Consider the following 22,611-nt stretch of genomic DNA (forward strand, 5'->3'; position numbering starts at 1 on the left):
TCAGACCGCCTCGTGGACCGGGGTCAGGTGCGGCTGCGCCGGTTCCATGCCGGACAGCCTCGGTCGTCGGCCGGCGGCGTACATGATGATGAGCACCAGGATGCCGAGGCCGATCCAGACGAAGCCGAGTTTCTGCGCGGCGACGTTGGCGTTCCAGATGACGAAGCCGAGGATGGTCGCGCCGATGGCCGGCATCACCAGGTGCGCGAACAGGTTCCGGCTCCGGCGGCGGAACATGTAGTAGACGATCACGGACAGGTGCAGCAGCAGGAACGCGGTCAGCGCCCCGAAGTTGATCAGGCTGGAGAGCAGGCTGATTCCATCGGCGCGGCTGTTCATGTACAGGCCCAGCGCCAGGCTCACGGCGGCGACGAGCATGATTGCGTTGCGGGGAACGTTGTGTTTGCGGGACACCTTCGCCAGGAAGCTCGGGAGCTGCTTGTCGCGTGCCATCGCGTACAGCAGCCGGGAGATCGCGACCTGGGCGACCATCGAGTCCGGCAGGCCCCACGCGATGGCGGTGGCGACCGCGCAGAGTGTGGCCAGCCAGTGGCCGCCAGCGACCTGGGCTGCGTCGTAAAAGGCGGTACCGCCCGGGTCGCCGTTGGCGATCAGGGCTTGCGGGTCTGGGGTCAGGATGGCCGCCAACCAGGTCTGCGCGATGAACAGCACACCGGCCAGCAGCAGCGCTCCGGCCATGGCTCGGCCGACGAGCTTGCCGCCGCCGCGGCTTTCCTCGGCGAGCATGGAGATGCCGTCGAAGCCCAAGAAGCTGAGCACCGCGACGGCGGTCGCCGCGAGCACGATCGACAGCGTGAAGGTATGCGGGTTGTAGAGCGGCTCCCACGTCCAGTGGCCCTTGCCCGACAGCACGGCCCAGACCCCGACGCCGATGAAGATCCCCAGCACTGCCAGCTCGCCGAGCAGCATGAACCAGGTGAACCGGGCGGTCATCTTGATGCCCAAGGTGTTGATGATCGTGTTGGCCAGCACGAACGCGACCAGCCACGCCCACACCGGGACCGCCGACAGGATCGGCACGGTGGCGACGCTGGCGTGTATCGCGACCGAGGCCACCAGGTACAGCAGCGACGGGACGAGGATGTAGTCGAGCATGATCGCCCACCCGGCCACGAACCCGAACGGGGCGCCGATGCCTCGGCCGACGTAGTTGTAGACCGACCCGGACAGCGGGAACGCGTTGACCATCCGCGAGTACGAGAACGCCGTGAAGACCAGCGCGACCATGCCGATGGCGTACGCCATCACGACCATGCCGCCGGAGGCGGAGAAGACGGCGCCGTAGATGGCCATTGGTGCAATCGGCACCATGAAGATCAGCCCGTACGCGAGCAGGTCGCGGAACCGCAGCACCCGTCGTAGCTCTTGCTGATAGCCGAACTGTTGCAACTCGTTGACCGGATACGACACCGGAGGTCCTTCCGCCGTTGGCTTCATTGAGGGGGTGGTGAAGTCCATGTGGCCGACATGGGCGAAGGTCGGTCGCGTCTCCGCTAGGTGCCTCGTAGCCGAACGCTGCGGCAGGAGCGGACCACGCGACCCGCCGCCGCGCCTTTGGCAACGACGGCGGGCGCAGCTTCAGGTGCGGGGCATGATCCGGATGTCGTCGAGCGTTCCGCCGACCTCAATCCGACCGTCGAAACGGCTGAGAACCGCCGCCATGCTCAGGGTCAGCCGCCGTGACCCGGACGGCGGAGCGCCGCAGGTTGCGTGCGCATACACCCGCTGCTCGATGGCCGCCGCATCGATCGGCCAAAGCCGACAACCGCACACGCTCACGTACTCGCGGCCGGACAAGGCGGAGCAGCCCGGAATGAAGCGCTGCCCGCATCGGCAGAACAGCCGACCGCACAGCGGGTGCTGGTCCATCGAGCCATCCCGCCGAGTGCGACGTGCCTGTACGAGTGCGACGGTCTCGGCTGACCTACGTAGACCACGGGTCACCATCGCGGGCCGGCAGTGTGGTCCGCAGAGGCGTCGGGACAGTCGTGACTGGACTCGGGCGATCTTCACTCGCTGGGGTGAACCTCCCCGAACGGGGAAGGCCCGCTGATGGCGTCGCAACCGAATGGCACAACGTGCCGTGTCAACGTCGGCGAGATTCACGCCGGCCGCCGCGATGATAGTGGCGGCATAACGCCGTGATCGGCAGGTCTTGCTTCCACAAGACCGGCATCGGCCGGCACTGTCCCGTTGGTGCGCCTGGTAGACGCCTACGGCTAGCGCGAACCTCGGCGACGTCCGCAGACCAGCGACAACATCGCTGGCCCGAGGTGCCACCGGATTGACAGGTCCGACTGAAACGGGCTGCTCACCGGGCATCGCGTGCTGGGCGGGGCGTACGGTCGGTGTCGGTGTCCCGTAGGCCGTCATCACGCCCTCCTTGGCACGGTCGGATCATGTTCGCCAGTGGTCCGACTGTCATGTGATTGGTGAACCGCGAGATTGATGCGTCGCGTGTCGTGTGCCTACGATCACCGACAGTCCACATGGGCGGAAGACCGACTTACTAGGAGACTTAGCAGGGGAGTTAGCCGGAGACGTGCCTCTGACCTGCGCTTTCGTCGCGTCAATCGAGGACCGGTATGCGCTTGCCGCCGAAAATCGGGGTTACGCTCTGGCCGCACCGGACAGTCCAGGACGGTCGGACAGTCGCGATGCATCGCCAATCTCTCCGTGCCGGAGGTTCCTTGATGATCAGCCCGCACGTGCGCCGCCACCGCCTCGCGAGTGAACTGATCAAGCTCCGGGAGGAGCACGGCTATTCCACCCAGCGCCTAGCGACCACGGTCGGCATACCTCGGCAGCGCATTAGTCAGCTCCAGAACGGGCACCTCAGCCCAGACCTAGACGACATCATCCGGATCCTCGACGTGTTCAAGGTCGGCGAGCGCCGATGGGAACTGATCATGACCATCGCCCGCGACGCGCAGGGACGTGGCTGGTGGGAGAAGTACCGCGAGGAAATGGGTCCACGGCAGGCGTTGATCGCCGACCTCGAAGCCGGTGCCCGCTCCATCGTCGAGTATCAAATGACCCTGCTGCCCGGCCTGCTGCAAACCCCTGCGTTTACCGAAGTCCGAGCACGGGCTGACCGCGGCGCGTACCCCGAGCACTTCGACCCCAGCCGCGCCCTGGAGGCTCGCGCGATGCGCCAGCGCGTCCTCGAACGAGCCGGCGGACCCAGCTACGAGGTCATCATCGACGAGCTGGCCGTGCGTCGCCATGCGGCCCCGCCCGAGGTCGTCCGAGCCCAACTCGACCACCTTGTACAGCTCGGACGCCAGCGCAAGAAGATCACGATCCGAATCCTGCCGCTGTCCTCGTCGGTCCCCGGGCACATCGTGCCCCGGTCATCGTTCTTCACGTATCGATACCCGGACCCTGGCGACCCGGTCGTCGTCGCCGTGGACACTCTCCTCTCAGACGACGTCCTAACGGAACCGGTCCATGTCAACCCCTACATCGACCTGTTCCGGCGCATTCAGCAAGCCGCACTTACCCCCGCCGACAGCCTCAACTTCCTCGCCACCGTGGCCGAGGAACTGCCCCAATACACAGGGAGTCATCGATGAACCCCGACAAGTTCACCAACTGGCGCAAGTCCCGTCGCAGCGGCGGTGGGGACAACTGCGTCGAAGTGGCGTTCGCCGACGACGGAACCGTCGGTGTCCGTCACTCGAAGAAGCGCAACGGCGCGGTTCTCGAGTTCACGCCGGGTGAGTGGGCTGCGTTCACCGGTGGCGTCCGAGATGGCGAGTTCGACGCCTAGCCGAAGCTCCCAACATCGTGGCGGACGCCGTCGCGTTGCCCGGCGCGCCGTCGTCCGCCACGGGGACAGTCGCTTGAGAGCCGGTGACCCCGCTGCCATGCTGGGGCGTACCGGCGCATCCGACGGCGCGGTGATCTTGGCAACCGTCGGGCATGTACCCGCAACAGCGCCGGGAAAGGGGGAAGCACATGGCGCATGACGGTCACTCGGTGGCGCGCAATACGAGGCTGACCAGGGCGCGCAGCCGTGTGCCCTCGCCGTCCGGTTCAGGAGACCCGATGTCGCGCCAGGAGTTGGCGGAGGCCGTCAACGCCTACCTGTGGACTACCTTCCACCGGCGGACCAGCCTGGACGCGAGCTATGTCGGCAAGCTTGAGAACGGTAAACATCGCTGGCCGAATAAGGACTACCGGCAGGGGTTCCGTGCGGTCCTCGAAGTCGAGACCGACGCCGAACTCGGGTTCTATCCCACCCGCCGACAGCGGGCATCAACGACCCCAGACCCTGACGAGCGGAGTGTCGTCGGCTCCGGTGGGTCGGAAGGCGGACCGCGAATGCTCGTGGTCGCGCCGGACGAGGCCGCCGAAATGCTGGCGCACCTTCAGCAGCAGTGGCACATCCTCGTCCGAGCTGACAACCTCTTCGGCCCGCGCCACGCCCTGACCGGTGTCGAGGCCCAGCTCGCCGTGCTTCAAGAGCTGATGAACGCCGACGTCGACGAGTTCCGCGTCCCCACCGTCCGCCTCGCAGCCCAGTACGCCGAGTCTGCGGCGTGGCTCCACGAAGACGCCGATGAGCTGGAGCAGGCACAGCTCTGGACCAGCCAGGCCATGGAGTGGGCTTATGCTGCCGGCGACCACACGATGGTGTCGTGGACGGCTTACCGGCGCAGCCAACAATTGTCGGCGAGCGGGCGTGCAGCCCAGGCCATCGGACTGGCGCAAGCCGCACGACGCGACGAAGACCAACTGCCCGGTTCCATGCGTGCGGCTATCAGGGTTCAAGAGGCTATCGGCTTCGCCATGCGCCGAAACGAGGATGCCGCCCAGCGGCTTCTCGATGAGGCGCTGGGATTGGCCGCCGACGACAGCGATGGCGACGCGCGGGGCGGGCACGGCTCGTTCTGTACGAGTGGCTACATCGAAGCTCACCGCGCTCAATGCCTGGTGCTCCTACGCTCTCCTCAGCGCGCCATCAGGCACTACGAGCAGGCGTTGCCGGCCCTCGCACCGGTCTATCGCCGCGACAGGGCCGCAGCCCTGGCAGGCAAGGCAACTGCCCACGCCGCCGCCGACCAGCCCGAAGAGGCCGCTGCCACCGCTCGCACGGCGTTACCGATGGCCCGACGAGCCGGCTCCCAGCGGATCGTCCGCCGTCTCGCTGCGGTCGGGGCTGCGCTCTACCCACACCGCAATCTGGAAGCGGTTGCCGGGCTATTGCACGAGCTGGACGAGGTCGCGAGCTGATGCCTACGGCGAACGAGATCCGGGCGATGCGGCAGGCGATAGCCCTGTCCGCGCTCGGCCTCGGTACCACGAGCCCCAACCCGCCTGTTGGCTGCGTGATCCTCGATCACCATGGTGACCAGGTCGGCGCCGGCTTCCACAGACGCAAAGGTGAACCCCACGCCGAGGCGAACGCCCTGGCATCCGCCGGTTCACGGGCCGATGGAGGGACAGCGGTCGTCACACTGGAACCCTGCAACCACCTCGGCGTCACCCCGGCCTGCCGGCAACTTCTCCTCGATGCCAACGTGTCACGTGTCCTCGTTGCGATCATCGACCCAACCTCGCGTGGCGAGGGAGGCGCCGCAGTTTTGAAGGCCGCCGGCGTGGACGTCGAAGTCGGCGTTCTCGCCAACGAAGCGGAAGCAGTGCTCGGCCCCTGGCTCACCGCCACCAGACGACGACGACCATGGGTGGTTTGGTTCGCCTCCGCACTCGCGCGCACCGCCGACACGGCTAACCTGCCAGCCGTACGAGACCTACGGCAACAGGCCGACATCGTGATCTATCCAGACGGGCAGATCCTTGAAGGCATTCCCGGCGGACACGGAAAGGGCAGATTGCACCACCCAACCAGGATTGAGTTCACAGACCCGATCGCTTCCCTAAACCAACTCTTCGACGGCGGCACGCGAACGGCGCTCATCGTCGGCGATACAGAGTTCGCACGGGAACTTGTCGCACGGGAAGCGATCGATCAAGCCTTGATCGACGTCCCGCGCACCAACTCGGATATCGTCGCAGCCGACCAAATCAAAAAGCTTCCAATATTCGGTTTCCGTGCCGAGACAGTCACCACCACATCGGATGCCATTCGCATCATCGCTCGACCCGACGCGCCCCATAGTCCGTCCGATTCCGGCGACGGTATTTGAGGGAAATGATCATGCCTCGTCATCCGGATACAGCCGTCACGCCGAACCTTCTGCTTCAGGACGCTCGGCGCCGCCTGCCCTCGCCGCTGCGGCCTGGCAAATGCATGTCACGGTCCGAGTTCGTCACGGCCGTCAATGCCCGCCTACATGCCGACGGAGTTCTCGACGCCGATATCGACTACGACTACGTCGTAAAGCTGGAGGCCGGTAAGCATCGCTGGCCTCGCGACGACCGCCGCCGGTCAGCCATCCGAGCCGTCCTACGTGTCCGCGACGATGCCGAAATTGGCTTCCACCGGGAACGGCGAAGCAGGGCCGACGAAGAAGTCCCGGTCTCGGGCAGCATGAACTTGAGTCCAGTCGGCGAGGCGCGCAGGGGCGATCCGCGGATTCCCGAGGTGCTCACCGGTGAGATCACTCGTCTTGATGGCGGGGAGTACGACGACTGGAACAGCTTCTCCGTAGTCACGAGCATGCTTGCCCAGCAGCGGCAAGCGGTTGCCCCCGCAGCGCTGTTGAGTCTCGTCGAGGCGCACCGTGACTGCCTACTGACCTTGTTCCGAAAAGCGGAAGGGGATCCGGCGGGCGCCGACATCGGCGCGATGCTCGGTGAAGCGTCCATCGTCGCGAGCCGGCTGTGGAGCGCGCAAGGAAACCGATCCATGGCTCTCGCCCATTGCGCCTACGCACGCACCCTCGTCGAGCGGCTAGGCAACATCCGGCTCGGCGCAACCGCACGGATCTTCGAGAGCAACCTCCACTCCGGAGCCTCCACAATGATTCACGCCGACGGCAACATCATGACCGGGCTGCGGCTACTGGACGAGGCCGCCGCAGCAGCCGACCACCTGAGCTGGCCCGCACAAGCCAGGATCGCTGCGGAGCAGGCCCAGACCTACGCGGCGCTGAACATGCGGGCCGAAACCGACGCGGCCCTGGACCGAGCACGACAGGCCGCAGCCGGTATCACGTCGTCCAACCGCACCGGCCTCTTCAGTGACTGGAACCCCTCGCGCCTGGACGTGTACGAAGGCACCTGCCGCATCCTGCTTAAAGAGCCAACAGACGCCATCGTGCACCTTGAGCGAGCATCGACGGTCCTGGACCAAGACCCGGAGAACAAGAACGTGGCGCTTGCCGCCCACGTCGACCTCGCCAGCGCCTACGCACTTACCGGTCACCTCGACATGGCCTGCACTACTCTCGGCAACGCATACGAACAGCTCAAGCGGATCGGCAACCTCCGCGGCATCTCCCGCGCTTGGCGTGCCCGGGAAGGAATGAGCCCATGGAACGCCGAACGCGCCGTCCAGGAGCTGGACGAGAGGATGGCTGCGGCCTGAGGAAGAGGGCGAAAGGTCACTCCTGCTGGACGAGGGAAGTGATGGTTGCGACGACCAGGCCGGGCTCGAGCGAGTCCAAGACAGCGTCCGGACCAAAGCTCGATAGCTCTTCCCGGCTTGCCCGATGCGCGACCACCACAGCCCGGAAACCTGCGCTTCTCGCGCACGCGATGTCGTTTGGGGCATCTCCGACCACCACGGTCCGGCGTGGGATCAGGTCCGCTCCGTATTTGCTTTGGTAACGGCGGGCGACGACCCCGGGAAGACGGAACCGGTCGCGTTCGTCGGAACCGTATCCCCCGATCTCCAGGTCGAGCTCGCCCCCAAGATCTAGCGATTGGATCTTGATCTCGGCCGCCACTCGCAAGTTCCCGGTGAGAACCGTCTGCACGAAGCCTTGCCGGTGCAACTCGGCGATACTATCTGCGACGCCGGGATACGGCGGCTGGACGTGAGCAAGCTCGTCGCGGCCGGCCTCCATGACCTCGGCCAAGACCTGGTGGAAGCGTGCGACGCCGGCTTCGGCATCGGACGCAGCGATGCCAGAGGTGATCGCGGTGTCGATCACGATGGACTCATCGGTATAGCCGTGCACCTTCTTCTCCGGGAAGGTCACGGCCGCCTCATCGATCCCGTATGTTCGGGCGATAGAACGGCGTAACCAGCGAAGATCCGCCGGCATCAGTGTCCCGTCCACGTCCCAAACCACAAGGCCAGCATCTCGATGCTCCACCGGCCCATCGTCGCACAGGATTCATGATGATCTCGGGCGGCCTTCGCCGGGTCAGGGCGGTCATAAGCGGTGGTCGCACTACGCGGTGAGCGCGATGGCGAGCAGCCAACCAGTGAGCAGGGCCGGCCCCATTGGCGACGCGGCTTGGTCTCGCCCGAAGACCTTGACCGCTAGGACGACGACGCCTTGCGTGAGCAGCCCGGCAAGGATGCCGATGACCGCCGCTTGCCAGCTCAGCCAACCGAGAGTGAAGGTGACCGCGCCAGCAAACATGACATCGCCGAGGCCGAGCTGGCCCGGCAATGCCAATGCGACAAGGAGGAGAACCGCAGCGGTCGCGAATCCCGCGCCAGCAGCCCGTATGACCGGCTGCGCACCGCCGCCGGTTGCTGCCACGACCACAAAGCACAGGCCCGATGAGGCCCACAATGCGCCGGTGAGCCGATGCGGCAGCCGCCGGCATCGAGCGTCAATGATTGCCAACCCGACCCCGAGAACCGCGAAGACCCAGAAGGCCGGGAGGGCGAATGTCGGCGGCACCGCCGCCCCGATGATCGCGCCTGCGGCGCCGGTAGCACCGGCCGTCGCCATCACCCGCGCGGGCCGAGCTGGGCCGCCGGCCCACCATCGCTGAGGCATCCTGACCGGACCAGCGCCGGACGCGCTATATGCCAGGGCGGCAACCGGAACACCAGCAAGCGCACCGGCGAGGCCGAGGCCGATCGCGGTGAGGCCGTTCACGGTGGCGCCGGTTTACGGGCTGCCGCTGGTGCGGTATTGCCGGCTCCACCGCTCGATCTCGGCGAGGAGGTCGACCAACTTTGCGCCACCGGCGGTGAGTCGGTAGTCAGCACTGTCTTCGTCCTGGTGATGCTGGACAAGGTCCTGTTCGCGGAGGTAAGTCAGCGTGTCGGTCAGGGTTTTGTTGTGGACGACACCCGTGCTGTTGTGCGACACCGCATGGTGGAGCTGGGTGTACCGCAAGGGACCATCCTTGAGGACTGTCAGGATGGCAACGTTTAGCTTTCGGTAGGTCAGGAGGTCCAGGAGGTGTTGCAGATCGTTCGTCAGCGCAGCTCACCTCCCCCGAATCGAGTGCGCAGCGTCCGCGATCACAGTCTATGAGCTAGCACAACTGTTCGGCCAGCCGAATTTGATCGAAGTAGCAATACTCCACGATGGACTTCGGCGCCGGAGGCGGTGACTTTCCTGATCTTTATCGCGCAACTGTCCTAAGTCGCGCCTTTCAATCTATTCAGGTGCTCAACGGGTCGATCGGCCTCGTAGCCGACGTAGCGCGCGAGGCAATCCACTCCCGCAGTCGTCGGAGGTGGCAGAAGATCGCCTCTCCCTTGGCAGTGAGGCGGAAGCATGTCTCGTCGTGCGGGTCGGCGTCGAGGGTGCCCCCGCTGGGACTGATCAGGAAGCCCTCGGCCGCCATCGCACGCAGCAGCGCGGTGGGTCGCGGCGATTCGGCTGAGATTTGGGCGAAGCTTGCGGAGCCGCCGTAGTGGTGCATGGCTGACAGCACCTCGTACGCACCATGTCGAGCCAGCAAGATCAGCGTTTCGTCCGTGCGATCGTGGTCGCCCATCGCGGTTCCACCCTTCTCGCGACCACAATTTTCCGGGAAGCGTAACTGTCATCGACAGCGCCTGATCTGTCGGGTAGGCGACACTATGACCAGGCGTTTTGACAACATTTGAAGATCACCGTTACCCCGAGGTGCGCACCCCTACACGCGTCAGTTCCCTCCCCCTTCAGGCACGTATCCGCAGGTACGCACGTAGACACCACTGCGGGGTGAGGGTGTAGACACAGATGGTGACCTTGATGCGGATGGCGTTCGGAGTCAGCGTCAAGGCATGCAGACGCGGCTCGCGGTAGGAGCCGTTCGCCGACTTCGGGGAGGTACTGGCCGGTGTTTACTCGTCGGCTCGTGGTGGGACTGGTCGCCCTGTCCGTGGCGCTCATTGCCGGCTGTGGCCCAGCGAAGCCGGATGGTAAACCGACGCCTTCGCCGTCGCCGTCAGCCAGTCCGAGCCCGAGCCCTCGCGCGGCGGCCGAGCGCGACGCGTTGGCCGCCTACGGCGCGATGTGGCAGGCGATGGCGAAGGCCGGCGAGGTTCCCGACCCTGATGCGCCAGAGCTGCGTCAGTACGCGACCGATCAGGCGCTGGCCCGGATCGTCAGCGCACTCTTCACCTACCAGCAGACCGGCGTAGTCACGCATGGCGCCCCAACCACGAACGCACGGGTGACCGGCGCGAGTCCCGCCGACGCGCCCACCGAGGTCAACGTCGTCGACTGCGGCGACTCAACGAACTGGACGAAGCACAAGAAGGCAACTGGAGAGTTGATCAAGGACGATCCGCGAGGACGTCGCAACATCACCGCCGTCGTCAAGTCTGTCGATGGCTCATGGAGGGTGACCTCGTTCGATGTGGGGGACATCGGATCATGCTGAACTTCATACGCGTGGCGGCGGCCATCGTCATCACGGGAACGGCCCTGCTCGTTGCTCCTGCGCCTGCACATGCCGACCCGTTCGGCGACACCCGGTGCGACAAGAATCAGAGCGCTCCAGGATGTGACGTCACCGCGGGCAACACCTCAGGCAACGGCACTTCCAACACTGGTAACAAAGGCGGCCGAGGTGGAGACGGCAAGTGCCGCAATCCATCTGGCGTGGTAATTCCGTGCGAGCGCGATGGGGCATGGGCCGGTGCCGATGGCTGCTACTACGCGCCAGCCGATCCGTCGCCGTCCACGATCGAGGCTTTGGGCGGCCAGCCGGCCGGCGAAGGCGGCTGGTACCAGAAGACGTGCTATGGGCAGGACGGCACGGCAACGACCGGCTTCGGCGGACCGGTGTGGATGGCTGGTGCTCCGCCGGTCGTTTCGCCGGAGGTGCTGGCACGGCAGGCGCGGGCTCGGCTGAATTTGCCGACGGTGGTAATCAAGATGAACCCGCCGGGCGACCAGCTCGTCAACCTGCCGGTCTGGTTGACGCTCGAGCCCGCGTCGTGGAAGCCCCAGTCGGCGACCGCCTCGGTTCCTGGCGTGAGCGTCACGGCAACGGCCCGACCGGTGAAGGCGGCCTGGTCGATGGGCGACGGCACGACGGTGACTTGCGCGGGACCGGGCACGGCGTGGACCTCGGTTACCGATCCGGCGAAGGCGTCCCCGGACTGCGGACACGTCTACCGGCGGTCCTCGGCGAACGCGCCGGGCGCCACGTACAGCGTGACGGTCACGGTGACGTGGGAGGTGACCTGGGCCGGAGCCGGACAGACCGGCACGGTGCCGGGCCTGACAACGACGGGACAGGCACAGACCCGAGTCCAGGAGTCGCAGGCGGTCGTCAGCTAACGCAGTCACGTTTTCGTTCGAGCGCCGATTCGGGAAGGACAACGGTCATGGCGCTAGGTTCCGCACGCCCAAATGTAGGGCTTGAAGATCGTCCGACAGCGTCCGCGCCGCGTGCGGGGCGGGGACCGTGGCGGGCGGCCCGGCGGCGTCGACGGTTGCCGTTCGTCGCGTTGGGCGGGTTGCTGGTCATCGTGTGCGTGCTGGCGTACGCCTACGGCGCGGTCCGGCTCGGCGACCGCATCCAGGTGCTGGCGGTGGCCCGGACCGTCGCGGCCGGTCAGGCGCTAACAACGGTGGACCTCAAACAGGTCTCCGCCGCCCGGGACTCTGGGGTCCAGCTGATCCCGGCCGACCAGGCTACGCAGGTGGTCGGCCGCACGGCCGTGGTGCCGCTGGTGGCCGGCACGCTGCTGACCCCGGAGCTGCTCGGCGATGCGGCGTTCCCGCCGTCCGGGAAGGTGACCGCCTCGGTGGCGCTCAAGCCCGGTCAGTACCCGCAAGGGCTGGCGCCCGGCGCACGGGTGCTGGTGTACGTCTCGGCGAACGCGCAGGGCGGCGCCCAGCCGGCTCCGGCGGCCAGCTCCACCGGCAACGGATCGACTCCGGCACGGCTGCCGGCGGTGGTCCTCGATGTGGACCTGGCGGGCGATGGTCAGGGCGCGACCGTCGTGACATTGCTGCTGGATGCCTCCGATGGTCCTCGGTTGGCGGCGGCCCCGGCCGGTGGCGTGGTGCTGATGCAGACCGCGCCGGGAGGGAACTGACATGCCGTTGCTGGCAGTGACGTACGTGAAGGGACGTCCCGGCGCGACCACGACGGCGCTTGGCCTGGCTGTGACCGCACCTGCCGAGGCACGGGCGGTGCTGGTGGAGTGCGATCCGGCGGGCGGGGACCTGATGCGCCGGCACGAGTTGGCCGCCGTACCGAGCCTGGTGGACCTGGCCGCCGCCGCGCGGGGCTCGTCGAGCCCGGCCAATGTGTTCGCCACGGCGGCGCAGGCGGTGACGCTGCGGGAGGCGACGGCGAGTGTCGTGGTCGCCCCGGCTGGCGGGGCGCAGACCCGCGCCGCGCTACCGGAGCTGACCGGAGTCGGGCGGGCGGTGCTGGCCGCCGCCGACCGGACGGTGGTGGCTGACTGCGGTCGGTTGGCCCCGGGCTCGCCGGTGTGGCCGCTGCTGCGGCTGGCCGATGTGGTCGTCGTGGTCGCCCGTGCCCGCACCGACGAGTTGGCCCACCTGCGCGAGCACCTGGGCGAGTTGGTCGATGCAGGCGCGGGCCGGCTGGTGGTGCTGCTCGGCGCGGGAGGGGTTTACCCGGCGACGGACGTCGCGGACGTGTTGCAGGCGCACGTCGCCGAGGAACTGGCCGGCGACCCGGCGGCGGTCAACGTGCTCGGGCCGCTGCCGCACGATCGCCGCGCGGCGGCGGTGCTCGGCGGGGAGCTGGTAGCCGGCCGCCGGTGGCGGCGCCTGCCGCTGATGGCTGCCTACGCGCGCCTGTGGATCGACCTTGCCCCGATCCTGCCCACCGAACCGACCGAGCAGGCCGCTGACATCAGCACGGAGGCGACGCCATGACCCGTCCGTTTCTGCCGGACCCGGGCGCCGGGGACGCCAGCGAGATCAACGTTGTGCGGCGTATCCGCCGGGAGGTAGCCGAGCGGCTCACCCGCGCCACCCGGACGCGCGAGAGCGGCACCGGCGCGCCGATGCTCGCCGACGAACAGGCCGCAACGACCCGCCGCCTGATCACCGAGGCCCTCGACGCATACGCCACGGCCGAGATGAACGCCGGCCGGCCGCCGCTGCGCCCAGATGCGGAGTCACGGGTGGCCCGTGCGGTTGCCGACATGCTGCTCGGCGCCGGAGGGCTGCAACCGCTGCTCAGCGACGAACAGATCGAGGAGGTCAACGCCAACGGCTGTGACCAGGTGTTCGTTCGCTACGCCGACGGCACCCGCGCCCAGGTCGCACCGATCGCTGACTCCGATGCAGAGATGGTGGAACTGATCCGCCGGTTGGCCGCCGAGGCTGGCCGGGCCGAGACTGGCGGCGAGGGCGCCGAAGAACGCCGCTGGGACCGAGCGGCGCCCATCCTCAATCTCCAGCTCGCCGACGGTTCCCGTCTGCACGCGATCATGTCGGTGACCAAACGGCCGGCGTTGTCGATCCGCCGCCACGGCTACGTCAAGGTCACCCTGACCGACCTGGAGCAACTCGGCACCGTCAACCTCGTGCTGCGCGAGCTGCTGACCGCGGCGGTGCTGGCTCGGTTGAACGTGCTCATCGCCGGGCGAACCGGGGCGGGCAAGACCACGCTGTTGCGGGCGCTCGCCTCGGCGATTGACCCGCAGGAGCGGATCGTGACCATCGAGGACACCTACGAGCTGGCGTTGGACGCGGACAAAGCGGTGCACCCAGACGTGGTGCCATTGCAGTCGCGGGAGGCCAACGTCGAGGGTGAAGGTGCCATCGACATGAGCCTGCTGTTCCGCTCTGGTCTGCGGATGTCGCCGGACCGGGTGATCGTCGGGGAGATCCGTGGCCACGAGGTCATCCCGATGCTCAACGCGATGAGCCAGGGCAACGACGGGTCGTTGGGCACCATCCACGCCTCGTCGTCGGTCGGGGCGTTCAACAAGCTCGTGCTCTACGCCGCACAAGCCCCGGAACGTCTCGCTCCGGCAACGACGAACCTGCTGGTCGCAGAGGCGGTGCATCTGGTGGTGCACCTGGGCTTCACCGGGCGCGGCGGTGGCCGGGCGCTCACCTCGGTCCGGGAAGTGGTCGGCGCTGACGGGCTGACCGTCGCCTCCAACGAGGTGTTCCGGCCCGGCGCGGACGGTCGGGCCGTCCCGGGGTCGCCGCCGTCGACCGCGCTGTTGTCGGCGCTGGCCGCGTCCGGCTTCGATCCGGGCCTGCTCGACGACGCCCGCACCGCCCCGGGCGGGGGGTGGACGTGATGGCGTTGACGGTGCCGCTGGCGGCGCTGCTCGGCGCCGGAACCGCGTTCGGGCTGTTGCTGATCGTGTTGGGCCTGGCGGGACGGGACGATGGGCCCGGCGACCTCGACACGGCGTCGTGGTTGTCGAGGTTCACCTCGGCCCGTGGGCCGATCGACCGGCGCCGGGTAGCCCTGTGCCTGGTCGTCGGTGTCCTCGTCGGTGTGGTGACCCGGTGGCCGGTCGCGGCCATGCTGTCGGCGGCGGGGGCGTGGGTGCTGCCGCAGATCATCGGACCGGACCGCGACCACGCCCGGCGGGTGGACCGTATCGAGGCCATCGCCACCTGGGCCGAGTCGCTGCGGGATAACCTGTCCGGCGCGGCCGGGCTGGAGCAGGCGATCACCGCCAGCGCCATCGAATCGCCGGAGCCCATCCGGGACGAGGTAACTCGGCTCGCCACGCGCCTGCAGCGTAGTTGGCGGCTGCGCGACGCGCTGCGCGCGTTCGCCGCCGAGCTGGCCGACCCGACCGCTGATCTCGTGGTCGCCGGGCTGGTGATGGCCGCGCGGGGCAGTGCCGGGCAGCTCGGTGACGTGCTGGGCGAGCTGGCTGCGTCCGCACGGGCGAAGGTGGCCTCCCGCCAGCGCATCGCCGCCGGGCGGAAACGCAACCGGACCTCCGCACGGGTCATCGTCGCCACCACCCTGGCGATGGCCGGGTTGTTGACGCTGCTCAACAAGGGCTTTCTGGCGCCGTTCGACTCGGCGTCCGGGCAGCTCGTGTTGTTGCTTGGCGTAGGCGGTTGCTTCGCGGTTGCGTTCGGCTGGCTCGCCCGGTTGATGCGGGACCGCGACACCTCCCGAATCCTGGCGGGCGTCGCTACCCCGGCCGAGTCCGAGGCGGTGCCGACATGACCGGGATGGTGTTGCTGGCCGGGCTCGGCACCGGTCTCGGGTTGTGGCTGATCGTGGTGGGCTGGTTCCCCCGTCCGCCTCGGCTGGACAAGGCCCTCGACGCCCCGTACGGGCTGAGCCGGACCGCCGACGCTGAGGTGGATGCGCAGTCGTCGGGGTGGACCGGGCGGTGGGGTCGCCCGGCGGTGCGGTGGCTGCGCCGTGCCGGCCTGCCACTGGCCTCGACCCGCCGTGACCTCGCCACCCTCGACAAGCCGGTCGACGTGCACCTGGCTGAGCAGGCCACCGCGACGGTGTTCGGGCTGCTCCTGCCGCCGTGCGCCGCCGCGTTGCTCGCCTTCGCCGGCCTCAACATCGGCGCGGCCACGCCCGCTGCCGCCTCGCTCGTCTTGGGTCTGGCCGGGTTCCTCGCCCCGGAGCTGTCGGTGCGGTCGGAGGCGGCTAAGCATCGGGCGGCGTTCCGCGACGCGCTGTCGTCCTTCCTGGATCTGGTCGTGATCAGCCTGGCCTCCGGCGCCGGCGTGGACCAGGCCCTCGACGACGCGGCCAAGGTCGGGTCCGGTCCCGCGTACACCGAACTGCGCTATGCGTTGACCGAGGCGCGGCTGGCCCGGGTACCGCCCTGGGACATCCTCGCCGCACTGGGCCGGCGGGTCGCGGTGGCCGAGTTGCAGCAACTCGCCGCCACCGTGGGACTGGCCGGCACTGAAGGGGCAAAGGTCCGCGCCTCGCTGCGGTCCCGCGCCATCGCCCTGCGAGCCCGGCAGCTCACCGACGCCGAAGGCGAGGCCAACGCCGCGACCGAACGCATGGCCCTGCCCATCGTCGCCCTGTTCGCCGGATTCTTGATCTTCCTCGGCTACCCGGCGATGGCCGCCGTGCTCGGCGGGCTGTAGCGATGATCCCGGCCAGCCCTCCGAACCCGAGCAATCCGCAACCTGCCCCGGCAGCAACCGCATTGGAGGAACACCATGCCCGCTCTCGTCTCGTACCTGGCCGCCGAGCTGCGGCGCCGCTGGCGCGCGGTCCGCGACACCAAGGACGGTGGCTACTCCACCGAGGCCGTCCTCGTCACCGCCCTGCTGGTGACGCTGGCCATCGTGGTTATCGCCATCATCGCGCTCAAGGTCACCAGCAAGGCCAACAGCATCAACCTCGGCTGACAACGATGCCAGCGGTGATCAGGTCCCCCGATCGCCACGCCGAGCGCCACTCCTCCCCGATGCTCGGCGTGGCCGGGCGGCTGCGCGCCCGATGGCGGCGCGTGGCCGCCCGCCCGGACGCGGGCGCGGCCAGCGCCGAGCTGGTCATCGCCATGCCGCTGCTGCTGCTCATGGTCATGTTCGTGATCCAGGCCGGGGTGTGGATGCACGCCACCCACGTCGCGCAGGCCGCCGCGACCCGCGCGGCGAACGCTGCCGCCGCCTACCAGGCCAGCGCCGCCGCCGGACAGGACGCGGGCAGTCAAACGCTCGCCGCCATCGGCAGCGGAGTGCTCAAGAACCCGTCAGTGTCGGTGACCCGCACCGCCACCGAAGTCCGCGTCGAGATCAGCGGGACCGCCGCGACCGTCGTCCCCGGCATCAAGTGGACTGTCCGGGCCGTCGTCGTGCGCCCGGTCGAGCGCTTCGTGCCCGACACCGGAGCAGCACCATGAGCCCCGCACGGGTGCGCACCGCGCTGGCCGCCCAGCTGCGCAGGTTGACCGCCACCGGAGACGCCGGGTCCAGCACCGCCGAGGCGGCGCTGGTCGCCCCGCTGCTCGTCGCGGTGCTGCTGTTCGTGGTGTTGTGCGGACGGCTGGTGTCGGCGCAGATGGACCTCGACGCCGCCGCCAGCGCCGCGGCCCGCGCAGCCTCGCTCGCGCGCAGCGACAGCGCCGCCCGCGCCGAGGCCGACCGGACCGCCCGGGACACCCTCGCCGCCCGGGGCGTCACCTGCCAGCAGGTCACCGTCAGCGTCTCCACCGGCGGGCTTCAACCCGGCGGCGCGGTCACCGTCACCGTCTCGTGCACGGTGCCGCTGGCCGATCTCGCGCTGCTGTCCGTGCCCGGTTCCCGCACCGTGCAGGCCACCGCGACCTCACCCATCGACGTGTGGCGCGGCACAGCTCTCGGGTTCGGTAATCCTGCCGATCGTCTTCTCGTCCTGAATGGAGCAGACAGTGGCCTCCCCGGTTGACAAGACCGCCGACTCGCCGGACGCCCACGCCGATGCCCGGTTCGCCGCGTACCTCGCCGCCCTCGCCGGGTGCGTGTCATGACGCGCCGCGAGCATCATCGTCGGCCGAAGGCTCGCCCGAGGCGGCGGATTGCTGCGGTGCGGCGGTGGCTGCGCGAGCGTACCGGCGGTGACGCCGGCCAGGTGACCCCATTCGCGGTCCTCCTGATCGTGGCTCTCCTCGCGGTGGCGGGACTGGTGCTTGACGCCGGACTGGCGTTGTCGCAGAAGGTCCGCGCGTTGGACATCGCGCAGGCGGCGGCGCGGGCCGGGGCGCAGGAGCTCGACCTGTACAAGTACCGCACCAGCAACGTCGCCGAACTCGACCCGGCCCGTGCCGCGTCCGCCGCGCGAACGTGGCTCGCCTCGGCCGGTGCGGACGGCGAGGCCACCGCGACCACGACCACCGTCACGGTCACGGTCCGGCGCACGAGCAACACCCAGCTCCTGCAAATCGTCGGCGTGCGGCAGCTCAGCGTGTCCGCCACCGCGACCGCCACCGCCGTACAGGGCGTCACCGGCCCCAACACCTGACCCTCGAATCCTGAGAGGACACCCGCGCATGCCCCGCACCGTCGCCTTCGCCGCCCGGCTGGTGCGCGCCCTGTTCGCGTTCGCCGTGCTGGGCGGCTTCACCGCCGGGGTGCCGTGGCTGCTGGTCGCCTCGGCCGGCTGGCCCCTCGATTGGATCGGCTGGCCGCAACTCAGCGCGGTGCCCAGCCTCACCGACCTGTACACCACGATCACAAGCCCGTGGTCGGATCAGATGATCTTCGCGCTGCTCGCCTCGATCGGATGGGTGCTGTGGGCGCAGTTCGTCCGTGATACCGCCATCGAGATCATCGAGGCGTCCGCCGCCGCCTCGGCCACGCGGCGGGGCCAGCCGCGCCCACCGGCCGGGCAGCGCGGCCCGATCCGGTGGGTGGCCGCCGTCCTCGTTGGCGCGATCGTCGGCGCAGTGCTGTTCGACGCCGCCCGCGCCGTCACGGGTACCGCCACCGGGGCGGCGACTGCCGCCGACGCCGCCGCGCGCCGGCCCGCCGTCACCGTCGCTACGGCACAGCCGCCCGCCGCGCCGATCACACACGACGGACCTCGCCCGGCGCTGACGGTCCGCCTCTCTGCCACGACTGGGCCGGCCGCCACGGTGACCGCTGTCCCGCTCGCGGTCCACCACGGCGACTCGGACATCCCCGCGTGGGCGCGTGACGCGCCCGGCGGCACCCATCGCGTCGTCGCCGGGGACAACCTGTGGGACCTCGCGGCGAAGCATCTCGGCGACCCGCACCGGTGGCGCGAGATTTACAAACTCAACCGGGGACACATGCAGGCCAACGGCTACGCGCTCACCGACCCGGACGAGATCCACGTCGGATGGGTGCTCGCCCTACCGGCCCGCGACGCCATACCGGCATCGGCCAACCCCGCCCCTGCCGACCCTGCCCCGGGTAACCTCGCTCCCAGTGGATCCGGCGCCGCCCAACCGGCACCGAACGAGAGCCAGACCGCCGCCCCGTCAACCCCGCCGGCCAGCGCCACGCCGACCCCGAGTGTGTCCGCGCCGAGTACACCAGGGCCGGAAACATCCTCGGGCGAGAGTGAGCCGGGTGCCTCGGCCGCTGCGCCGGATGCCGGGCCGCAGGCCGGCGACCGCAGCGACGAGACGGGCATCGCGCTGCCGGCAGAGGGCTGGGTCAGTCTCGGTCTGGCCGCCACGATCGCCGCTGTCGCGGCCATGCTGCGCCTGCAGCGGCGCCGCCGCGCCCGGTTGACCTTCCCGACGCCGGTGAGTACCGCACCGCAGCCCGCCCCGGTGCCGCCGTCGCTCACCCGGGTCGACACGGTCGGCAGCCGTCACCTCGGCTCGGAGGTCGGCGAGGGTCACCGGCCGGCCGGCCCGGCGGTGCCCGCCCCTGTCGGCGTGGACGCGGACGGCGCTGAGGTGAGTCTGTTCGACCTGCCAGGTCCCGGCATCGCCGTGCACGGCGACGGCGCCGAGGCGGGCACCCGGGCGGTCCTAGCCGCCGTGCTGAGCACCGGCGCGGCCGAGGCGACCGACACACGCCCTGTGGTCGTCACGACCGCTGATCTGCTCGCCCGGCTCCTGCCCGAGGGAGCCCCGGTGGTTGGCCTGGACCCCGATGGCACCGCCTACGACGGAGACCGGCTCGTCGTGCTCGCCGACACCGCCGCGGCGGTCACCCACGCCGAGGAGGAGATGATCGGCCGGCGGCGGCTGCTGGACACCTTCGACGCCGACACCATCACCGACCTCAACGCCCGGACTGACCACGCCGAAACGCAGCCGCCGTACGTGCTGCTCATCGACGCCACCACCCGGCACGCCGCCCGCGTGCACGCGGTCGCCGCGCACCGAACCGCGCTGCACCTGCATCCGGTCATCCTCGGCACGCTCGACGGCATCCCGGCCATCGAGGTCGCCGCCGACGGTACCGTCACCGGCGCCGAGCCGAGCCCCGTGACGCGGCTGTCCACCCTCAGCCCGGACGACCTCGCCGCCCTGCTCGCCATGCTCACCGACGCGATGGCGCGCCCGGAGCCCGGCACCGACGTCGACGACCCACCGGCCGACCCGGCAACGGCGTCCACCGAGGAGGCCGAGCCGGTTCCGGTCCAGCAGGCCGACGCACCGGCCCTGGTCCAGTTGCGGGTACTCGGCCCGGTCACCGTCGCCACTGACACCGGCCCGGTGGCAACCGGGATGCGCAGCGGCTCCTACACGGCCCTCGCCCTGCTCGCCTCGCACCCCGTTGGGCGCACCCTCGACCAGCTCGCGACCGCCCTGCACCCCGACACCGACCCCGCCGTCGCGGTCAAGCGGGTCCGCACCGACATCACCTCCGCGCGTAAGGTGCTGCGCGCCGCCACCGGTCACGACGAACCGATGTTCGTCATCTACGACGGAGCCACCGGCCGGTACCGCCTCGACGCCGAAACGGTGACCGTTGACCTGTGGCAGATGCTGACCGCCATCGAGCGGGCCACCACCGCCGAGGACGACGACGAGGCGCTCGCCGCGCTGCGGCAGGCCGCCGAGCTGTACGGCGGCGACTTCGCCGATGGCCACGACCGCGCCTGGGCGACCGACTACGCGACCACGTTCCGGCACCAGATCCTCACCGTGTACGCGCGCATCGCCGAGATCCTCGAGCCGGACCACCCGGATCAAGCCGTAGCCGCGTTGGAACGCGCGGTCGACCTCGACCCGGTCAACGAGGAGCTGTACCAGCGGATCATGCGCATCCACGGCCGCCAGCACCGGACCGACGCGGTTCGACGCACGCTGCGCCGCCTCGAAGAACGCCTGGCGGACCTCGGTGACGCCGAGCCGTCGCAGGCCACCCGCCGTGTCGCCGAACGGCAGCTCCGGCCCGCTGCCCCGGTCAGCGGAGCGCGGCCATGACCGAGGCCCGACTGCGGCGGCTGCAATGGGCCGTACGGATCACCCTCGCCTTGGGTGTGGCGGCCTCGGTGACCGCGAACATCCTGCACGCCCGCCCCAACCCGATCTCGCAGGCCATCGCGGCGTGGCCCCCGCTGGCCCTCTTGATCACGGTGGAGCTGGTCACCCGTATCCCTGTCTATCGTCGCGCGCTCGGCGTGGTCCGAGTCGTCGCCACCGCCGCTATCGCGGGCATCGCCGCCTGGGTCAGCTATCACCACATGGTCGGCGTGGTGGCCCGCTACGGAGAGACGGGCACCGTTCCCTACCTGCTGCCGCTGTCCGTGGACGGGCTGATCATCGTGGCCTCGGTCTCGCTGGTCGAACTCGCCGGCCGCCGCGACATGAGCACCCCTCGGCTGCCAGCACCCGTGCCAGTGTCGGCCGTGCCCGTCCCTACCCCGGCCGCACCCAACCCGGCCCCGGCTGTGCCCGTCCTGACCCCGGCCGATCCGGCCGCAGCACCCGCGCCGGTAGGTGCGGCGCGGGTGGCGCCGGTGGACCAGCCGCTCGACGCTGGCGAGACGGCGCCGGCCGTCGCTGATCACCCGCCCGAGCACGAGCCCATCGACGTCGAGTTGCGCCTCGACGCGGTCCCTGATGCCGAGCCCGACGACCACGACCCGGATGATCCAGACGATCCGACCGACGACGACAGCCCGGACGACCTCGAAGTCGACCACGATGACGACACAGGTCTGTCCGAGGACCGACCCGATGGGCATGACGGAACGGATGAGGTCGACGCGGACCTCGCCCCTGACCTCGTGCCGCTGCTGCCCGCCGCTCGCGCCGCCCGCGACGAGCTGATCGGTGAGAATCGCGCGGTCAGCCGAGATGCGCTGGCCCGGCGGCTCCGCCGCAACGGCCACTCCATCCGGAACAGCGGCGTGTCGGAGCTGCTTGCCGCGTTGCGCCAGGAGACGCGGTCGGTGAACGGCTCTCGGCCCACCGCATCGGTGTGACGGGCGAGCGTTTGACGACGATGCAAGACCACACGCGAGGAGGCCGCACGTGGACGAATATGCCGGGCAGGCCGGTCCTGCACTCCTGTCGCACCCAGAGCATTGCCCGCCCTGGTGCGAAGACTGCCGCCACTACGACACCGACTCGGCTGCGCCTCCTGCGTGGCTGCACCGAGGGCCGGCCGACACGGTGACTGTGTATGACGAGGGGTGGGACCTGGTCGACGCGGAAGTTCGGCCGGCGTTCTGGGTCAAGGGGCCAGGCTTTGTCGCAACCGACCCGGCCGAATTGGAGCGCCCCTATGTCGAGGTCAGGGTACCCACCGAACGAGAGAGCGAACCGGCCCTTGAGGTGAGTCTCAGCCCGGCACAGGCCCGCCGCCTCGCCGCCGCGCTGTTGCGCGCCGCTGACACTGCCGACGCCTGGCACCCGGTCCCGGCCGCGCCGTGATCCCCCGATCGGCGGGGCTCGGTCTGCTGCCT

General features: G+C 69.4%; 25 protein-coding genes. 19 read left to right on the forward strand and 6 right to left on the reverse strand.

Features of this window, described 5'->3' with window-relative positions; all coding sequences use genetic code 11:
- On the reverse strand, positions 1 to 1,431 hold the full coding sequence (locus tag QSK31_RS30065; RefSeq protein WP_285687870.1) for an APC family permease: 1,431 nt from the start codon (positions 1,429 to 1,431) through the stop codon (positions 1 to 3).
- Between the two features lie 168 nt (positions 1,432 to 1,599).
- Entirely contained in the window at positions 1,600 to 1,890 is a 291-nt protein-coding gene (locus QSK31_RS30070; protein WP_285687871.1) for a hypothetical protein, read from the reverse strand.
- 824 nt (positions 1,891 to 2,714) lie between these two features.
- Here QSK31_RS30070 and QSK31_RS30075 point away from each other — a divergent pair.
- The 5 genes from QSK31_RS30075 to QSK31_RS30095 all read left to right on the forward strand — a co-directional run bounded on the left by QSK31_RS30075 (position 2,715) and on the right by QSK31_RS30095 (position 7,516).
- Positions 2,715 to 3,596 carry a helix-turn-helix domain-containing protein gene (locus QSK31_RS30075; protein WP_285687872.1) on the forward strand — a complete coding sequence of 294 codons (882 nt, stop codon included), beginning with the start codon at positions 2,715 to 2,717 and terminating at the stop codon, positions 3,594 to 3,596.
- The gene (locus tag QSK31_RS30080) at positions 3,593 to 3,793 is read left to right on the forward strand and encodes a DUF397 domain-containing protein (RefSeq protein ID WP_285687873.1); all 201 of its coding nucleotides are present in this window, start codon (positions 3,593 to 3,595) and stop codon (positions 3,791 to 3,793) included. Before QSK31_RS30075 ends, QSK31_RS30080 begins: the two co-directional genes overlap by 4 nt.
- Before the next feature lie 278 nt (positions 3,794 to 4,071).
- Positions 4,072 to 5,259, forward strand: coding sequence for an NsdA family TPR-like regulatory protein (locus QSK31_RS30085; protein WP_285687874.1), 1,188 nt, complete (start codon positions 4,072 to 4,074; stop codon positions 5,257 to 5,259).
- Entirely contained in the window at positions 5,259 to 6,173 is a 915-nt protein-coding gene (gene ribD, locus QSK31_RS30090; protein WP_285687875.1) for a bifunctional diaminohydroxyphosphoribosylaminopyrimidine deaminase/5-amino-6-(5-phosphoribosylamino)uracil reductase RibD, read from the forward strand. The genes QSK31_RS30085 and ribD overlap by 1 nt, the downstream gene beginning before the upstream one ends.
- A gap of 11 nt (positions 6,174 to 6,184) precedes the next feature.
- Complete coding sequence (locus QSK31_RS30095) at positions 6,185 to 7,516, forward strand: NsdA family TPR-like regulatory protein (RefSeq protein WP_285687876.1); 1,332 nt, start codon at positions 6,185 to 6,187, stop codon at positions 7,514 to 7,516.
- Positions 7,517 to 7,532: 16 nt separating this feature from the next.
- Here QSK31_RS30095 and QSK31_RS30100 read toward each other — a convergent pair whose 3' ends face one another.
- From QSK31_RS30100 to QSK31_RS30115, 4 genes are all read right to left on the reverse strand, one after another.
- Positions 7,533 to 8,249 carry an HAD family hydrolase gene (locus QSK31_RS30100; RefSeq protein WP_352244510.1) on the reverse strand — a complete coding sequence of 239 codons (717 nt, stop codon included), beginning with the start codon at positions 8,247 to 8,249 and terminating at the stop codon, positions 7,533 to 7,535.
- 78 nt (positions 8,250 to 8,327) lie between these two features.
- Positions 8,328 to 8,990, reverse strand: a complete 663-nt coding sequence (locus QSK31_RS30105; protein ID WP_285687878.1) for a prepilin peptidase — start codon at positions 8,988 to 8,990, stop codon at positions 8,328 to 8,330.
- 12 nt (positions 8,991 to 9,002) lie between these two features.
- The gene (locus tag QSK31_RS30110; protein ID WP_352244513.1) at positions 9,003 to 9,320 is read right to left on the reverse strand and encodes a winged helix-turn-helix transcriptional regulator; all 318 of its coding nucleotides are present in this window, start codon (positions 9,318 to 9,320) and stop codon (positions 9,003 to 9,005) included.
- 184 nt (positions 9,321 to 9,504) lie between these two features.
- On the reverse strand, positions 9,505 to 9,843 hold the full coding sequence (locus QSK31_RS30115) for a hypothetical protein (RefSeq protein ID WP_285687880.1): 339 nt from the start codon (positions 9,841 to 9,843) through the stop codon (positions 9,505 to 9,507).
- A gap of 345 nt (positions 9,844 to 10,188) precedes the next feature.
- On the opposite strand from QSK31_RS30115, the gene QSK31_RS30120 reads away from it, so the two are divergent.
- The 14 genes from QSK31_RS30120 to QSK31_RS30185 all read left to right on the forward strand — a co-directional run bounded on the left by QSK31_RS30120 (position 10,189) and on the right by QSK31_RS30185 (position 22,579).
- Entirely contained in the window at positions 10,189 to 10,716 is a 528-nt protein-coding gene (locus tag QSK31_RS30120; RefSeq protein WP_285687882.1) for a hypothetical protein, read from the forward strand.
- Positions 10,710 to 11,621, forward strand: a complete 912-nt coding sequence (locus QSK31_RS30125; RefSeq protein ID WP_285687884.1) for a hypothetical protein — start codon at positions 10,710 to 10,712, stop codon at positions 11,619 to 11,621. Before QSK31_RS30120 ends, QSK31_RS30125 begins: the two co-directional genes overlap by 7 nt.
- 155 nt (positions 11,622 to 11,776) lie before the next feature.
- Positions 11,777 to 12,385: an SAF domain-containing protein gene (locus tag QSK31_RS30130; RefSeq protein ID WP_285687886.1), complete on the forward strand. Its 609-nt coding sequence runs from the start codon at positions 11,777 to 11,779 to the stop codon at positions 12,383 to 12,385.
- A 1-nt stretch (position 12,386) separates the two neighbouring features.
- A complete protein-coding gene (locus tag QSK31_RS30135) occupies positions 12,387 to 13,199 on the forward strand; it encodes a hypothetical protein (protein WP_285687888.1) in 813 nt (270 codons plus the stop codon).
- Entirely contained in the window at positions 13,196 to 14,584 is a 1,389-nt protein-coding gene (locus QSK31_RS30140; RefSeq protein ID WP_285687889.1) for a TadA family conjugal transfer-associated ATPase, read from the forward strand. Before QSK31_RS30135 ends, QSK31_RS30140 begins: the two co-directional genes overlap by 4 nt.
- Positions 14,575 to 15,480, forward strand: a complete 906-nt coding sequence (locus QSK31_RS30145; protein ID WP_285687890.1) for a type II secretion system F family protein — start codon at positions 14,575 to 14,577, stop codon at positions 15,478 to 15,480. The genes QSK31_RS30140 and QSK31_RS30145 overlap by 10 nt, the downstream gene beginning before the upstream one ends.
- On the forward strand, positions 15,477 to 16,376 hold the full coding sequence (locus QSK31_RS30150; protein ID WP_285687891.1) for a type II secretion system F family protein: 900 nt from the start codon (positions 15,477 to 15,479) through the stop codon (positions 16,374 to 16,376). Before QSK31_RS30145 ends, QSK31_RS30150 begins: the two co-directional genes overlap by 4 nt.
- A 75-nt stretch (positions 16,377 to 16,451) precedes the next feature.
- A complete protein-coding gene (locus QSK31_RS30155; RefSeq protein ID WP_285687893.1) occupies positions 16,452 to 16,643 on the forward strand; it encodes a hypothetical protein in 192 nt (63 codons plus the stop codon).
- A gap of 5 nt (positions 16,644 to 16,648) precedes the next feature.
- Complete coding sequence (locus QSK31_RS30160; RefSeq protein ID WP_502873029.1) at positions 16,649 to 17,137, forward strand: TadE family protein; 489 nt, start codon at positions 16,649 to 16,651, stop codon at positions 17,135 to 17,137.
- A complete protein-coding gene (locus QSK31_RS30165) occupies positions 17,134 to 17,661 on the forward strand; it encodes a TadE/TadG family type IV pilus assembly protein (protein ID WP_285687896.1) in 528 nt (175 codons plus the stop codon). Before QSK31_RS30160 ends, QSK31_RS30165 begins: the two co-directional genes overlap by 4 nt.
- Before the next feature lie 183 nt (positions 17,662 to 17,844).
- Positions 17,845 to 18,234, forward strand: a complete 390-nt coding sequence (locus QSK31_RS30170) for a pilus assembly protein TadG-related protein (protein ID WP_285688059.1) — start codon at positions 17,845 to 17,847, stop codon at positions 18,232 to 18,234.
- A gap of 28 nt (positions 18,235 to 18,262) precedes the next feature.
- Positions 18,263 to 21,124 carry a BTAD domain-containing putative transcriptional regulator gene (locus QSK31_RS30175; RefSeq protein ID WP_285687898.1) on the forward strand — a complete coding sequence of 954 codons (2,862 nt, stop codon included), beginning with the start codon at positions 18,263 to 18,265 and terminating at the stop codon, positions 21,122 to 21,124.
- The gene (locus tag QSK31_RS30180) at positions 21,121 to 22,128 is read left to right on the forward strand and encodes a DUF2637 domain-containing protein (RefSeq protein WP_285687900.1); all 1,008 of its coding nucleotides are present in this window, start codon (positions 21,121 to 21,123) and stop codon (positions 22,126 to 22,128) included. Before QSK31_RS30175 ends, QSK31_RS30180 begins: the two co-directional genes overlap by 4 nt.
- A gap of 49 nt (positions 22,129 to 22,177) precedes the next feature.
- Positions 22,178 to 22,579 (forward strand): DUF6907 domain-containing protein, encoded by a 402-nt coding sequence (locus QSK31_RS30185; protein WP_285687902.1) that lies wholly within the window; start codon positions 22,178 to 22,180, stop codon positions 22,577 to 22,579.
- Positions 22,580 to 22,611: the final 32 nt, after the last annotated feature.

This window comes from Actinoplanes sp. NBRC 103695, assembly GCF_030269485.1.
Taxonomy (GTDB): Bacteria; Actinomycetota; Actinomycetes; order Mycobacteriales; family Micromonosporaceae; genus Actinoplanes.

Bases quoted from the DNA above. Each gene is read 5' to 3' on its own strand.
- QSK31_RS30155 (WP_285687893.1), top strand. From the start codon at position 16,452: ATGCCCGCTCTCGTCTCGTACCTGGCCGCCGAGCTGCGGCGCCGCTGG.
- QSK31_RS30115 (WP_285687880.1), bottom strand. From the start codon at position 9,843: ATGGGCGACCACGATCGCACGGACGAAACGCTGATCTTGCTGGCTCGA.
- ribD (WP_285687875.1), top strand. From the start codon at position 5,259: ATGCCTACGGCGAACGAGATCCGGGCGATGCGGCAGGCGATAGCCCTG.
- QSK31_RS30070 (WP_285687871.1), bottom strand. From the start codon at position 1,890: ATGGACCAGCACCCGCTGTGCGGTCGGCTGTTCTGCCGATGCGGGCAG.
- QSK31_RS30165 (WP_285687896.1), top strand. From the start codon at position 17,134: ATGAGCCCCGCACGGGTGCGCACCGCGCTGGCCGCCCAGCTGCGCAGG.
- QSK31_RS30075 (WP_285687872.1), top strand. From the start codon at position 2,715: ATGATCAGCCCGCACGTGCGCCGCCACCGCCTCGCGAGTGAACTGATC.
- QSK31_RS30160 (WP_502873029.1), top strand. From the start codon at position 16,649: ATGCCAGCGGTGATCAGGTCCCCCGATCGCCACGCCGAGCGCCACTCC.
- QSK31_RS30095 (WP_285687876.1), top strand. From the start codon at position 6,185: ATGCCTCGTCATCCGGATACAGCCGTCACGCCGAACCTTCTGCTTCAG.
- QSK31_RS30085 (WP_285687874.1), top strand. From the start codon at position 4,072: ATGTCGCGCCAGGAGTTGGCGGAGGCCGTCAACGCCTACCTGTGGACT.
- QSK31_RS30180 (WP_285687900.1), top strand. From the start codon at position 21,121: ATGACCGAGGCCCGACTGCGGCGGCTGCAATGGGCCGTACGGATCACC.
- QSK31_RS30125 (WP_285687884.1), top strand. From the start codon at position 10,710: ATGCTGAACTTCATACGCGTGGCGGCGGCCATCGTCATCACGGGAACG.
- QSK31_RS30080 (WP_285687873.1), top strand. From the start codon at position 3,593: ATGAACCCCGACAAGTTCACCAACTGGCGCAAGTCCCGTCGCAGCGGC.
- QSK31_RS30140 (WP_285687889.1), top strand. From the start codon at position 13,196: ATGACCCGTCCGTTTCTGCCGGACCCGGGCGCCGGGGACGCCAGCGAG.
- QSK31_RS30150 (WP_285687891.1), top strand. From the start codon at position 15,477: ATGACCGGGATGGTGTTGCTGGCCGGGCTCGGCACCGGTCTCGGGTTG.
- QSK31_RS30135 (WP_285687888.1), top strand. From the start codon at position 12,387: ATGCCGTTGCTGGCAGTGACGTACGTGAAGGGACGTCCCGGCGCGACC.
- QSK31_RS30175 (WP_285687898.1), top strand. From the start codon at position 18,263: ATGCCCCGCACCGTCGCCTTCGCCGCCCGGCTGGTGCGCGCCCTGTTC.